13 protein-coding genes are annotated in these 12,817 nt (G+C 60.2%); 4 read left to right on the top strand and 9 right to left on the bottom strand.

The window, feature by feature from the left end:
• Window positions 1-23 precede the first annotated feature (23 nt).
• Entirely contained in the window at window positions 24-263 is a 240-nt protein-coding gene (locus tag ACA047_RS07845) for a sulfurtransferase TusA family protein (RefSeq protein ID WP_497358144.1), read from the bottom strand.
• A gap of 98 nt (window positions 264-361) precedes the next feature.
• Between ACA047_RS07845 and ACA047_RS07840 the strand changes: the two genes are divergently transcribed.
• Window positions 362-1,795, top strand: coding sequence for a M48 family metalloprotease (locus ACA047_RS07840; RefSeq protein ID WP_497358142.1), 1,434 nt, complete (start codon window positions 362-364; stop codon window positions 1,793-1,795).
• 62 nt (window positions 1,796-1,857) lie between these two features.
• Here ACA047_RS07840 and ACA047_RS07835 read toward each other — a convergent pair whose 3' ends face one another.
• The 4 genes from ACA047_RS07835 to rpoE all read right to left on the bottom strand — a co-directional run bounded on the left by ACA047_RS07835 (window position 1,858) and on the right by rpoE (window position 5,808).
• Window positions 1,858-3,288 (bottom strand): DegQ family serine endoprotease, encoded by a 1,431-nt coding sequence (locus ACA047_RS07835; RefSeq protein WP_497358139.1) that lies wholly within the window; start codon window positions 3,286-3,288, stop codon window positions 1,858-1,860.
• Window positions 3,289-3,653: 365 nt separating this feature from the next.
• The gene (locus ACA047_RS07830; protein WP_497358137.1) at window positions 3,654-4,598 is read right to left on the bottom strand and encodes a MucB/RseB C-terminal domain-containing protein; all 945 of its coding nucleotides are present in this window, start codon (window positions 4,596-4,598) and stop codon (window positions 3,654-3,656) included.
• Between the two features lie 10 nt (window positions 4,599-4,608).
• Window positions 4,609-5,196: a sigma-E factor negative regulatory protein gene (locus ACA047_RS07825; RefSeq protein ID WP_497358135.1), complete on the bottom strand. Its 588-nt coding sequence runs from the start codon at window positions 5,194-5,196 to the stop codon at window positions 4,609-4,611.
• 30 nt (window positions 5,197-5,226) lie between these two features.
• A complete protein-coding gene (rpoE, locus tag ACA047_RS07820) occupies window positions 5,227-5,808 on the bottom strand; it encodes an RNA polymerase sigma factor RpoE/AlgU (protein WP_003172477.1) in 582 nt (193 codons plus the stop codon).
• 557 nt (window positions 5,809-6,365) lie between these two features.
• Here rpoE and nadB point away from each other — a divergent pair.
• Window positions 6,366-7,982 (top strand): L-aspartate oxidase, encoded by a 1,617-nt coding sequence (gene nadB, locus ACA047_RS07815; protein ID WP_497358133.1) that lies wholly within the window; start codon window positions 6,366-6,368, stop codon window positions 7,980-7,982.
• On the opposite strand, the gene ACA047_RS07810 is transcribed toward nadB, so the two are convergent.
• Window positions 7,951-8,403 (bottom strand): protein YgfX, encoded by a 453-nt coding sequence (locus ACA047_RS07810; protein WP_497358131.1) that lies wholly within the window; start codon window positions 8,401-8,403, stop codon window positions 7,951-7,953. The two genes, nadB and ACA047_RS07810, sit on opposite strands and share 32 nt — an antisense overlap.
• Window positions 8,387-8,641 (bottom strand): FAD assembly factor SdhE, encoded by a 255-nt coding sequence (locus tag ACA047_RS07805; RefSeq protein WP_060541233.1) that lies wholly within the window; start codon window positions 8,639-8,641, stop codon window positions 8,387-8,389. Before ACA047_RS07805 ends, ACA047_RS07810 begins: the two co-directional genes overlap by 17 nt.
• Before the next feature lie 149 nt (window positions 8,642-8,790).
• Between ACA047_RS07805 and ygfZ the strand changes: the two genes are divergently transcribed.
• Both ygfZ and ACA047_RS07795 read left to right on the top strand, forming a co-directional pair.
• Window positions 8,791-9,732: a CAF17-like 4Fe-4S cluster assembly/insertion protein YgfZ gene (gene ygfZ / locus ACA047_RS07800; protein ID WP_497358129.1), complete on the top strand. Its 942-nt coding sequence runs from the start codon at window positions 8,791-8,793 to the stop codon at window positions 9,730-9,732.
• Window positions 9,733-9,767: 35 nt separating this feature from the next.
• Window positions 9,768-10,589 carry an HDOD domain-containing protein gene (locus ACA047_RS07795; protein ID WP_497358128.1) on the top strand — a complete coding sequence of 274 codons (822 nt, stop codon included), beginning with the start codon at window positions 9,768-9,770 and terminating at the stop codon, window positions 10,587-10,589.
• Between the two features lie 104 nt (window positions 10,590-10,693).
• On the opposite strand, the gene ACA047_RS07790 is transcribed toward ACA047_RS07795, so the two are convergent.
• Together ACA047_RS07790 and ACA047_RS07785 are read right to left on the bottom strand one after the other, a co-directional pair.
• Window positions 10,694-12,079, bottom strand: coding sequence for a sensor histidine kinase (locus tag ACA047_RS07790; protein WP_497358127.1), 1,386 nt, complete (start codon window positions 12,077-12,079; stop codon window positions 10,694-10,696).
• Window positions 12,072-12,743: a response regulator gene (locus ACA047_RS07785; protein ID WP_497358125.1), complete on the bottom strand. Its 672-nt coding sequence runs from the start codon at window positions 12,741-12,743 to the stop codon at window positions 12,072-12,074. The genes ACA047_RS07790 and ACA047_RS07785 overlap by 8 nt, the downstream gene beginning before the upstream one ends.
• Window positions 12,744-12,817: the final 74 nt, after the last annotated feature.

Genomic DNA, 12,817 nt, shown 5'->3' with positions numbered 1-12,817 from the left:
CCTTAAGAGACGCTGTCGGTATTTCAGGTTTTTTTCAGCCAGTAACGGTAGACGCCGTTATCGTCTTCTTCACGCAGCAGCGTATGACCGGCCAGCCGGGCGAAGGTGCGAAAATCCCGCTGCGAGCCCGCGTCCGTTGCGGTCACCTTGAGCACAGCGCCGCTGGCCAGGCGATTGAGCTCCAACTTGGCCTTGAGCAACGGCAACGGACAATTCAAACCGCTGGCGTCCAATTCGGCGTCGTGGGCTTCAGCATCGGTCATCGGTTCACTCCACAGCAGGTCGTTGAGCGGCTTAGAATATCTGGTCCCAGGCCTTGTGTCCGGCTACAGTAAGCTCTTTGTCGACTAAGGCTTAGTGCATGACATTTCTGCGCCCCACTCTGCTGACGCTCGCTTGCCTGCTCGCCTCACCGGGCTTCGCCGACGACCTGCCGTCACTTGGCGATGCCAGTTCTGCCATCGTCTCGCCGGAACAGGAACATCAGCTGGGCCGAGCCTGGCTAGCCCTGCTGCGCAGCCAGGTTGAGCAGCTCAACGATCCGCAACTCAAAGACTACGTCGAATCCAGCGTCTACAAGCTGGTGGAAACCAGCCAGGTCAACGACCGTCGCCTGGAGTTCATCCTGATCAACAGTCCACAGCTCAACGCTTTCGCCGCACCAGGCGGGATCGTCGGGGTCAACGGCGGCCTGTTTCTCAATGCCCAGACCGAAGGCGAATATGCCTCGGTCATGGCCCACGAACTGGCGCACTTGTCGCAACGCCACTTTGCCCGCGGCGTCGAAGCCCAACAACGCATGCAGGTACCGATGATGGCGGCGCTGCTGGCCGGCATCGTGATTGCCGCCGCCGGTGGCGGTGACGCCGGGATCGCGGCCATTGCCGGGACCCAGGCGGCAGCCATCCAGGAACAACGGCGCTTCTCCCGCCAGAACGAACAGGAAGCCGACCGCATCGGCATCCAGAACCTGGAAAAGGCCGGCTACGATCCGCGGTCCATGCCGACCATGTTCGAACGCCTGATGCGCCAGTACCGTTTCGACGCCAAGCCACCAGAATTCCTGTTGACTCACCCGGTGACGGAATCCCGGATCGCCGACACCCGTAACCGCGCCGAACAGGCCAAGCCGGGCGGCATTGAAGACAGCATGCGCTATCAACTGATTCGCGCACGGGTCCAGTTGATCTATGAAGAAACCCCGGGCCTGGGCGCCAAGCGCTTTCGCGCGCAACTGGACGAGAACCCGAAGAACGACGTGGCCCGCTATGGCCTGGCAATCGCGCAGATCAAGGGCGGCCAGTTGAATGAAGCCCGAGAAAACCTCAAGCCGCTGCTGGCCAAATCGCCCAACGAGATCATCTACAACCTGGCCCAGGTGGATCTGGACATCACCAGCAATAAGCTGCCGGACGCTCAGTCGCGCGTCGACCGAATGCTGACCCAATACCCGGGCAACTATCCGCTCAATCAGGTGCGCGTCGACCTGCTACTCAAGCAGAACCGCCCCGCCGACGCCGAGAAGTCCCTGGAGAACCTCCTCAAGACCCGCCCGGACGATCCGGACGTCTGGTACATGGTGGCCGAGACTCGCGGGCTGTCGGGCAATATCATCGGCTTGCACCAGGCGCGTGCCGAATACTTCGCATTGGTAGGCGACTATCGCCAGGCTATCCAGCAGCTGGACTTCGCCAAACGGCGCGCCGGTAGCAACTTCCCGCTGTCTTCACGCATTGATGCCCGGCAACGGGAACTCATGGAGCAGGAGCGCATGACCAAAGACATGATGGGTTGAGTATTCTCCAGCCACAAAAAAACCGCCTCTTTCGAGGCGGTTTTTTATTTGCCGCTAACCGGTCATTCGGCCAGCTTGAAGGTAATGAAGCTCGCACGCCCCTGACGCAGAACCCGCATCGAGACCGAACGATTCTTCGGCAGTGCCTTGGCGATATCGGTGAACTCCTTGGCGGAACCGATAGCCTGGTTGTTCAAGTGCGTGATGATGTCGCCTGGCTGCAGGCCGATCAGGGCAGCAGGACCATCCTGCACCTCCTTGATCACTACACCGCCCTGCAGTTCCAGGGTCCGCTTCTGCTCTTCAGTCAGCTCGGCCACAGCTACACCCAGGCGGTTGCTACTGCGCTCGACGCCCGACTTGGTTGAATCCAGCTCCTTGCCTTCTTCAGGGATGGCGCCGACGGTCAACTCGACATTTTTGCGCTTGCCTTCGCGAATCACTTCCAGATCAGCCTTGGCACCGGCCTTGAGGGCCCCCACAAGGTGCGGCAGGTCTGCGGACATGACGATCGGTTGACCGTTCATGCTCAGAATCACATCACCCACTTGCAGGCCACCCTTGGCAGCCGGACCACCTTCCTGAATCTGCGCCACCAACGCACCGGCCGGTTTCTCCAGCCCGAACGACTCAGCCAGGTCCTTGTTCACTTCCTGGATGACCACGCCCAACCAGCCACGGCTGACTTTGCCTTCGCTTTTCAGCTGGTTGGACACGTCCATGGCAACGTCGATCGGAATCGCGAAGGACACGCCCATGAAGCCACCCGAACGGGTGTAGATCTGGGAGTTGATGCCCACCACCTCACCGGCGAGGTTGAACAGCGGACCACCAGAGTTACCCGGGTTGATCGGCACGTCGGTCTGGATGAACGGCACGTAGTTTTCGTTCGGCAGACTGCGACCGATGGCACTGACGATGCCCTGGGTCACGGTATGGTCAAAGCCGAACGGCGAACCGATCGCCACCACCCATTGACCCGCTTTCAGGTCCTGGGATTTGCCCAGCTTGAGCACTGGCAAATCCTTGCCTTCGATTTTCAGCAGCGCCACGTCGGAACGCGGGTCAGTACCCACCAATTTGGCCTTGAGCTCACTGCGATCGGCCAGGCGCACCAGGATTTCATCGGCATCGGCGATCACATGGTTATTGGTCAGGATGTAACCGTCGGGAGAAATAATGAAGCCCGAGCCCAGGGACTGTGCTTCACGCTGGCGGCCACCGCCGGGCGAACGCGGCTGCTGCTGCGGCATCCCGCGCTCGAAGAACTCGCGCAACATCGGTGGCAAACCTTCCAGGTCCGGCATCTGCTGCTCCGATACGCGGCGTTCCGGCAGCTTCTGGGTCGTACTGATGTTCACCACCGCCGGCGAAGCCTGCTCGACCAGTTGAGTAAAGTCAGGCAACTCGACCGCCACCGCGGGAACGGCCTGACCGAGCACAAGCACGGTGGCAAAAATGGAGAGATAGGTTTTCAAGCGTGGTATCGACATACGGCTCCCGTTACGACGAGCATGGTTAAGCGATATGGAGCAAGAAATACCAGGGAAAGATACGCCGGTATTTTTGTTCCGGGAACAAACAAGGCCAGGGCCGAGCGGCTCTGACCTATAGAAAAAAACCTAAAATTTTGCAAATGAAAATGCTGACAGAAAGTTTCGGCATGTCGATCAAGCCCCGGCGTTATCAGCCTCTTGCGCAATCGAACCCTAGTGTCCTGTCTCACAAATACGCTCCTCTTCTGATGAGTGGCCGTTGTCGTCAGGCAAGGTGCCGCGACGAGTCATAGCCCCCACAGCATGACGGCAACAGACGCCGTCAAAAAGGAGCAGTATTTGTGAGCCCGGACACTAGCATCTTATTGAGTCGCCGCGACGTCGGAGCGCATGGAGAGCGCGATCCGTTCGGCTGTGCCGATAGGAATTTCGCCGACCACCGTGACCATCATTTCGCCCTGAGGGGTTGTGAGTCGACGAGAGACGGCAGCTGTCGGGCCAAGCTGCGTGCGAGTATCGGTGGCGTCAGCGCCGTTCAACGGCTCCAGGAACACCGAAAAGCGAGCCAGGCCGTCGTCGTACATCAAGCTGTTGACTTGGACGTTGGTGTCCGGATCCTTGCGCGCAGCGCTGCTGGTGAGCTCGAAGCCGGGCGGAAGCCAGTCCGAGTGCCAGGCGGTTTTCACTGCGACGGCTTTGGGCTCCTGTACTACCGCCTTGCATTCGGCACTGGCTTGCAGATCGCCCTCTGACGGTTCGGCAATGTTCAAGCGAGTGAACTGAAAGCGTTCGAGGAGTTGGCCCTTGTCATTGAGCAACAAGGACTTGAGCGGCAGGCCGGTCTCTTTGTCCAGATGCAGCTCGAAACCATAACGATGCTGGTCCTTGGGCGTCAAAGCAATAATGACCGCTTGGCGCCCAGCCACGCGCGAATTGCCAATGACGGCAAGGTCATACCAATTCTTGAGTTTTTGCGGATCGAACGCGCGTGCGGTGCCGTCGGGAGTATTCCCCAGCCCTGCGATCAGGGAGCCACTGACGCATTGAGTATACCCATCAATGCGTAGGACTTCCTGGGCCGAGCCGTCGAGCTGGAGTAACCGCTCGCGGACTTTACCACCCTGGACACGATGCCAGATGTTATGGGTAGAAAAACTACCGTTGCGCTCGTAAACGAAAGTGCCCTGAAAGCTTTGCTGTTGCTCGGCTTGGCTCAGACGATTCAACCAGTCTTGAGCCTCATCGGCGTAGGCTGGAACAACACACCAGCCACTAAGCAGAAGCGTGAATAGAGGTATGGCGCGCAATGGTCCTTCCTTAACGGTTTTCCAGACTGGCTGCACGGGCGTAAGGCAGCGCGCTCTCGGTTCCCTTCAAGGCAGCCTGCTGAGCATGCTGACGCAGGTAGTTGGGCAGACGCTGGTCATGCCAACCTGGCTGGCCTTGCAGAACACCGTTGACCATCGGGCCGGCGGCTTCCGAACTTTCGCTGTAGCCAGCGAGTACGGCTGGGCCCTTGACCTGTGGAGCGGCCAGACCTGGCTGATTGGACTGCTGCGCCATTTGCACGCCAGCAATTTCATCCTGGTTGTACAGACGCACGCCAGCCAGAACGGCGACGGTGACCGATGCGGCAACTGCCAGACGACCCAGGCTGCGCCATGGTCCGCGGGAAGCTTTTGCCGGGACGGCTTCGTCAGCCAAGGCAGCAGAAACGGCCGCAGCGATGTCCAGACGCGGAAGCAGCAAGTCCTTGTGCATGACAGCCCGGGCGATCTGGTAACGAGCCCAGGTCTCACGGGTTTCAACATCGTCAAAGGCATTCAATACCCGACGCAATTCCAGTTCGTCCGCTTCGTTATCCATCACTGCGGACAGCGATTCCTGCAGGGCTTCACGACTCATGGCGTTCCTCTCTTGGCTGTCGCCGCTGTCTCAGTTTTCCTGCAACAACGGTTGCAGGGCTTTATCGATGGCCTCCCGAGCGCGGAAAATCCGGGAGCGCACGGTACCCACCGGACATTGCATGACACTGGCAATGTCCTCGTAACTCAGACCGTCGAATTCACGTAAAGTTAAAGCCGTACGCAAATCTTCGGGCAATTGCTGGATGGTTCGATGGACGGTGCCTTCGATCTCATCCCGCAGCAACGCTCGTTCCGGTGACTCGAGATCCTTGAGGCCATGATCGCCATCATAGAACTCTGCATCTTCAGAACTTACATCGCTATCCGGCGGCCGGCGGCCGCGTGAAACCAGATAGTTTTTCGCCGTGTTAATGGCGATGCGGTAAAGCCACGTATAAAACGCGCTATCCCCGCGGAAATTACCAAGTGCACGGTAAGCCTTGATGAAGGCTTCCTGAGCGACATCCTGGGCTTCATGGGTGTCGTGCACGAAACGCACGATCAACCCGAGAATTTTGTGCTGGTATTTCAGCACTAGCAGATCGAAAGCCCGCTTGTCGCCGCGTTGGACGCGCTCGACCAGCTGCTGATCCTCTTCCTGGGTTAGCATGAACACTCCTCGATAAGCTCGAAGGAGGCTTGCATTACTAATTGACCGGGCTTGCAAACATAGACTCGGGCTTTTCGCAAAAGTTCTCCCCCTTCCAAGCAAGTTTCCGGCGTGCTCTGATCCGGCACGCACGAAAAACGCAGCACGAGATTCCCCGGCTGCGCGAATAATCTGTCGCCGGGTCTGTCGGCAGAGACTCGAATCGAAGTCTTGCACCAACCCGACGCTGTTCCCTTTTGCAGACAACCGTCTATTGAACGTAGAGGCCTGGCAAAAGTTCCCGCTGTTATAGCCCTTTGAACCGAACATTCAGCAACCATGACGAGATAAACAGCGTTCTATCCTCGAAACGGCTGCCTTGTCGCCGATCCACGAAAACCTTGATCCGACGAAGCGCCTAGCTTTTGTGTCACCTTGGTTCCACATTGCCATGAATGCCCGGCTATTGTGCCGATCCCCCCCTCTATATACTAGTGGGCTGCGTGGCTGCCTGACCCGTTAAAGCGGATGTCTTGCGCCAACCCCGACCCGGGTCGCCTTGAGCGGAAACCTTTCAAATGAGCCAACAGTTCCAACACGATGTTCTGGTAATCGGCAGCGGTGCCGCTGGATTGAGCCTCGCACTGACGTTGCCTGCGAATCTGCGCATTGCAGTCCTGAGCAAAGGCGATCTGGCCAATGGCTCGACATTCTGGGCCCAGGGCGGCGTCGCGGCCGTACTGGATGACACCGACACGATTGAATCCCACGTCGAAGACACCCTCAACGCCGGCGGCGGCCTGTGCAATCCGGCAGCGGTGCGTTTCACCGTCGCGCACAGCAGGGAAGCCATTCAGTGGCTGATCGACCAGGGCGTCCCTTTCACCCGTGACGAGCAGTCCGGCACCGAAGACGGTGGTTTCGAGTTTCATTTGACTCGCGAAGGCGGTCACAGTCATCGGCGCATCATTCATGCGGCCGATGCCACCGGCGCGGCGATTTTCAAGACGCTGCTGGCCCAGGCACGGCAGCGACCGAACATCGAATTGCTGGAACAGCGCGTCGCAGTCGACCTGATTACCGAAAAACGCCTGGGCCTGGAAGGTGATCGCTGCCTGGGTGCCTACGTGCTCAATCGCAGTACCGGCGAAGTCGACACCTATGGCGCACGCTTCGTGATCCTGGCTTCCGGTGGCGCAGCGAAGGTCTATCTTTATACCAGCAACCCCGACGGCGCCTGCGGTGACGGCATCGCCATGGCCTGGCGTTCGGGTTGCCGGGTGGCGAACCTGGAATTCAATCAGTTCCACCCCACCTGCCTTTATCACCCATTGGCCAAGAGTTTCCTGGTCACCGAAGCCCTGCGTGGCGAAGGTGCCCACCTGAAGCTTCCCAATGGCGAGCGCTTCATGCAGCGCTTCGATCCCCGCGCCGAACTGGCGCCACGGGACATCGTCGCCCGGGCCATCGACCATGAAATGAAGCGCCTGGGCATCGACTGCGTTTACCTGGACATCAGTCACAAGCCCGAAGCGTTCATCAAGAGCCATTTCCCGACGGTGTACGAGCGCTGCCTGGAGTTTTCCATCGACATCACCAAGCAACCCATTCCGGTGGTGCCGGCGGCGCATTACACCTGCGGTGGCGTGATGGTCGACCAGCAGGGCCGCACCGACGTACCCGGCCTGTACGCCATTGGCGAAACCAGCTTCACCGGCCTGCACGGCGCCAATCGCATGGCCAGCAACTCACTGCTGGAATGTTTCGTCTACGCCCGCTCGGCAGCGGCGGACATTCTGGAGCAGTTGCCGCAGATCGCCATTCCAGCCGCCCTGCCCTCGTGGGACGCCAGTCAGGTCACCGACTCGGACGAGGACGTGATCATTGCTCACAACTGGGACGAATTGCGGCGCTTCATGTGGGACTACGTTGGCATCGTTCGCACCAACAAACGCCTGCAAAGGGCGCAGCATCGGGTGCGCTTGTTGCTGGATGAAATCGATGAGTTCTACAGCAACTATAAAGTCAGCCGCGACCTGATCGAGTTGCGCAACCTGGCCCAGGTGGCCGAACTGATGATTCGCTCGGCCATGGAGCGCAAGGAAAGCCGAGGACTGCATTACACCCTCGACTACCCGAACCTGTTGCCCGAGGCGCTGGACACTATTCTGGTGCCGCCCACCTACGCCGGCTGAACCTGAGCTGCACCCGCAGGCGCCGATGTACATCCGGCGCCAGCGCGTCGCGGGGCACGCACAGCGATCGGACCCGCCGCTCACCCTGCAAACGAAAACGCAGCACGACGATCATCGGCAGTGCCAGGCTGTCGGGGCGCAACTGCGCCGGCTGCCAGCCACCGCCCCTGCTCCAGAGCTGCCAACCATCGACATCACGACGCAACCCGCAAAAAGCCTGACGATGGGTCAGCAATAGATGTCGCGGTATCACCCAGGCGCCATGGGCCAGGCACAGCGCGACGCCAAATGCTGCGAACCCGAATGGGACAGACAACACAAACACCGAACCCAGGGCGAACACCTGGGCCAGGAGATAGGCCGCCAGCAGTTGCCTGGAGGCCTGCCAGCGGCATTCGAAGCGGTTACTTGGGCTGGACACGGTCCAGAATCATCCGAACCATGCGTTGCAGTTCCGGGTCTTCGGATTCGTTGCGCTCCATGAACCAACCGAACATGTCCTGATCCTCGCACTCGAGCAGACGGACGTAGCACGCACGATCCACTTCATTAAGATGGGGGTAGACCTCTTTCACGAACGGTACCAGCAACACGTCCAGCTCAAGCATGCCGCGGCGGCTGTGCCAGTAGAGGCGATTCAGTTCAACATCTTCGACCATGGAGCGCTCCTCAAATAGAGCGCAAGTATACAGGCCCCGCCGCGGTGGAACAGACAGCTTTGGTCGGCCACTACCGTTCCTTTGTGAACTACCCATTTCAAGGGCGCCCCCTTATGATGTCCACCAGACTTTTTACCCTGCGATGACCCATGGCTGATTCCGCTTTTTTCTGCACCCTGTCCCACGAAGGCGTTCTCGCGGTCCGCGGCGTGGATGCCGGCAAATTCCTGCAAGGCCAATTGACCTGCAACCTCAATTACCTAAGCGACAGCCGGGCCAGCCTCGGCGCCCGGTGCACCCAGAAAGGCCGGATGCAATCGAGTTTTCGCATCCTGCTCGAAGGCGACGGTGTATTGATGGCAATGGCCACTCAATTGCTCGAGCCGCAACTGGCAGACCTGAAAAAATATGCCGTGTTCTCCAAATCCAAGCTCACCGATGAAAGCGCAGCCTGGGTTCGCTTCGGCCTGGAACACGCCGAGACGGCCCTCGCCGGCCTGGGCCTCGAGCTACCCGCCGATACCGATAGCGTGGTTCGCCATGAAGCCTTGATCGCCATCCGCGTCTCACCTGGCCGCGCCGAGCTGTGGGCCCCCGCCGCACAGGTGGACACACTGAAATCCCGACTGCGCGCAGAAGTGACCGAAGTGGACCTGAATCAGTGGCTGCTGGGCCAGATCCGAGCTGGGATCGGCCAGGTCATGCCGGCCACCCGCGAGCTGTTCATCCCGCAGATGCTCAACCTGCAAGCCGTCGGCGGTGTAAGCTTCAAGAAAGGTTGCTACACCGGCCAGGAAATCGTCGCTCGCATGCAGTACCTGGGCAAACTCAAGCGGCGCCTGTATCGCTTGAAACTGGACGCCAGTGAATTGCCGCAGCCCGGCACTGCACTGTTCTCCCCCACCCACGGCAGTTCCATCGGCGAAGTGGTGATGGCCGCTCGTGCCGAGCGAAACATTGAACTGCTGGCGGTATTGCAGGCCGAAGCAGCAGAGGATGGCAATCTGCACCTCGGCGCGCTGGAAGGCCCGGATCTGCAATTGCTCGACCTGCCTTACGAACTGGACCGCGACCGCGAAATCCAGCGTTGATCGCAGCATTTGTCGCAACACCCTAGAGAGTCGAAATGAGCGATTTGGCGGATAAGGTCCAACGGGATTTGGTGAAGGCCATCGATAACGATGACCTGGTTCTGCCAACATTACCGGAAGTGGCCCTGCAGATTCGCAAGGCCGCCGAAGACCCGGAAATCAGTGTCAGCAACCTGAGCAAAGTGATCGGCCGCGATACTGCGCTCTCGGCGCGCCTGATAAAAGTGGTCAACAGCCCACTGCTGCGCGCCACCCAGGAGGTCACTGACCTGCACACAGCCATCACGCGGCTAGGAGTCAACTACAGCAGCAACTTGGCCATCGGCCTGGTCATGGAACAGATTTTCCATGCCCGCTCCGAGGTGGTGGAACACAAGATGCGCGAGGTCTGGCTCAAAAGCCTGGAGATCGCCGGCGTCAGCTATGCACTGTGTCGTGGTTATACCCAACTCAAACCCGACCAGGCCGCGTTGGGGGGGCTGGTGCACCAGATCGGCGTGCTGCCGATCCTGACTTATGCGCAAGACAACAACGAACTGCTGTCGGATCCGGTCAGCCTCAACCATGTCATCGAAACGATTCACCCGATGCTGGGAGACAAATTGCTCAGCGTCTGGGAGTTTCCGGAGAGGCTGGTGAAGCTGCCGGGGTTGTATCTGGATTTCACCCGGGATTCGAAGCACATCGATTACGTCGACCTGGTGCAGATCGCTGCGTTGTATTGCTACAAGGACACCGACCACCCCCTCAGCGAAATTGATGTGTTCGGGGTTCCGGCCTTCAAAAAGCTGGGCATCGACCCGGACAACAAGGCCCGGTGCGCGGATATCGAAAACGCGCGGTCGATGTTTTATTAGAAAGACTTGAAGTCACAAAGCGCTTCTGTGGCGAGGGAGCTTGCTCCCTCGCCACAGGGGTCACCATATCCCCGGAGCAAACAGGGTTCTGCATTGCCCACTTTTTATCCTGCGATAAAACTCACCCGCACCTTCAACCCGCCTTCTTGCCCATCATGCAGAGTGATCTGCGCCAGGTGGGCGCGGCAGATTTCACCGACGATCGCCAACCCCAGGCCCGAACCGGCCACTTGCTGGTTGCGTCGATAGAAGCGCTCGAACACTCGTTCCCGTTCATGTAGCGGAATGCCTGGCCCGTCGTCCTCGACCTCCAGCACCGCCGGTGCGGTGACCCGCAGGATGACATTACCGCCCGGCGGCGTATGGGCCAGGGCATTATCCACCAGATTGCTCAACAGCTCGTTCAACAAGGTCGGCTCGCCCCGCAGCCATACCGGCTCGTCGGCTTCCAGGGCCAATGCCACGCCTCGGGCATGGGCCAGCGGGGCCATGGCCATGCCCAATTCACGGGCCAACTGGCTGAGATCAAGCAATTGCGCGCCGCCCTCGGCGATCGCCCGGGCGCCGTTTTCGACACGTGCCAGGGACAGCAACTGGTTGGCCAGGTGGGTCAGCCGGTCGGTCCCCTGGGCCGCGGTTTCCAGGGTTTCACGCCAGGTTGCCGGCTCACTGGCGCGCAAGCCCAATTCAAGGCGCGCCTTGAGTGCCGCCAGGGGCGTGCGCAGTTCATGGGCGGCGTCAGCGATGAATTGCGCCTGGCGCTCGAACTGCCCGCGCAGCCGCTCGGTGAAGTGGTTGAGGGCCCGAACCAGCGGCCATAATTCGTGCTGCACTTCCACCAACGGCAACGGCCGCAGATCGTCCGACTGGCGCTCCTCGACCGCTGTGCGCAAGCGCTCCAGCGGACGCAACGCGGCACTGACCGCGAACCACACCAACAACAGCGCGCCCACCGCCAGCATGCCCAGGCGCAACAATGTGTCGGCCATCAAGCTACGGGCCATGCGGACCCGCGCCTCTTGGGTTTCGGCCACGCGGATTTCCGCCATGCCATTCATGTTCGGCTCACTCACCGCCTTGAGCAGACTCACCACCCGCACGTTCTGGCCCTGATAACTGGCGTTGTAAAAGCGTGCCAGGGCCGGGTAATCGTCCGTGCGCGGCGTGCCGGGCGGCGGGCCGGGAAGGTTTTCGTAGCCGGAAATCAGCTTCTGATTGATGTCATTGACCTGGTAATAAATACGCCCGGCGCTGTCGTAGGCGAAAGTGTCCAGGGCCACGTAAGGCACATCCGCGCTGAGGCTGCCGTCGCGCTGCGAAAGGCCGGCGGCGATGGTCCGGGCCGAGGCCAGCAGCGTCCTGTCGTAAGCAGTATCCGCCGCCTCGCGCCCGTTCCAGTAGGCGCTCAGGCCACTGGCAAGCATCAGCACCACCAGCAACAGTGCCAGGTTCCAGAGCAGCCGCCAGCGCAGGCTGTCGGGCTTATGCATCGCGGGTTTCCAGCAGGTAGCCCAGGCCCCGGAACGTTACGATCACCACGGCATGGCCGTCGAGTTTCTTACGCAGGCGGTGGACGTAGATTTCGATCGCATCGGGGCTGGCCTCTTCGTCGAGGCCGAACACCTGGGCCGCCAGTTGTTCCTTGCTCATCACCCGCCCCGGCCGGGCGATCAGGGCTTCCAGCACGGCTTGCTCACGTGACGTCAGGGTCAGCAATTCGTCGTCGAGCGTGAAGCGGCGGGTGTCCAGGTCATAGATCAGCCCACCACAGCGCTGCTGACGCTCGCCGCCCAGCACGCTACGGCGCAACAGCGCCTTGACCCGGGCTTCAAGCTCAGTGAGTTCGAACGGCTTGGCCAGGTAATCGTCGGCGCCCAGGTTCAAGCCATGAACACGGTCCTTGACGTCGCTGCGGGCGGTCAGCATCAGCACCGGCAGGGTCTTGCCCCGGGCCCGCAGACGCGCCAGCACCTCGAAGCCGTCCATGCGTGGCAGCCCCACATCAAGGATCGCCACGGCGTATTCCTCGCTGCTCAACGCCAGGTCGGCCGCCACCCCATCGTGCAGCACATCCACGGTCAAACCGGTGCTCTTGAGCGCCTGGGCGACACTTTCGGCGAGCTGCAGATGGTCTTCGACGAGCAGAACACGCATGGAATTTTCCTCGATTCAGGGATGGTCGGCGCCATTCTTTGGCGCGGAGTTTACAGCCGCATCCGCCGCTGTGA

This window comes from Pseudomonas sp. LBUM1664 (assembly GCF_059695895.1).
The sequence above is the reverse complement of the archived record's forward strand: the minus strand, read 5'-3'. Positions and strand labels throughout refer to the sequence as shown.

Bases quoted from the DNA above. Each gene is read 5' to 3' on its own strand.
- ygfZ (WP_497358129.1), top strand. From the start codon at position 8,791: ATGGCTGATTCCGCTTTTTTCTGCACCCTGTCCCACGAAGGCGTTCTC.
- ACA047_RS07795 (WP_497358128.1), top strand. From the start codon at position 9,768: ATGAGCGATTTGGCGGATAAGGTCCAACGGGATTTGGTGAAGGCCATC.
- ACA047_RS07825 (WP_497358135.1), bottom strand. From the start codon at position 5,196: ATGAGTCGTGAAGCCCTGCAGGAATCGCTGTCCGCAGTGATGGATAAC.
- nadB (WP_497358133.1), top strand. From the start codon at position 6,366: ATGAGCCAACAGTTCCAACACGATGTTCTGGTAATCGGCAGCGGTGCC.
- ACA047_RS07785 (WP_497358125.1), bottom strand. From the start codon at position 12,743: ATGCGTGTTCTGCTCGTCGAAGACCATCTGCAGCTCGCCGAAAGTGTC.
- ACA047_RS07840 (WP_497358142.1), top strand. From the start codon at position 362: ATGACATTTCTGCGCCCCACTCTGCTGACGCTCGCTTGCCTGCTCGCC.
- ACA047_RS07845 (WP_497358144.1), bottom strand. From the start codon at position 263: ATGACCGATGCTGAAGCCCACGACGCCGAATTGGACGCCAGCGGTTTG.
- ACA047_RS07835 (WP_497358139.1), bottom strand. From the start codon at position 3,288: ATGTCGATACCACGCTTGAAAACCTATCTCTCCATTTTTGCCACCGTG.
- rpoE (WP_003172477.1), bottom strand. From the start codon at position 5,808: ATGCTAACCCAGGAAGAGGATCAGCAGCTGGTCGAGCGCGTCCAACGC.
- ACA047_RS07805 (WP_060541233.1), bottom strand. From the start codon at position 8,641: ATGGTCGAAGATGTTGAACTGAATCGCCTCTACTGGCACAGCCGCCGC.
- ACA047_RS07790 (WP_497358127.1), bottom strand. From the start codon at position 12,079: ATGCATAAGCCCGACAGCCTGCGCTGGCGGCTGCTCTGGAACCTGGCA.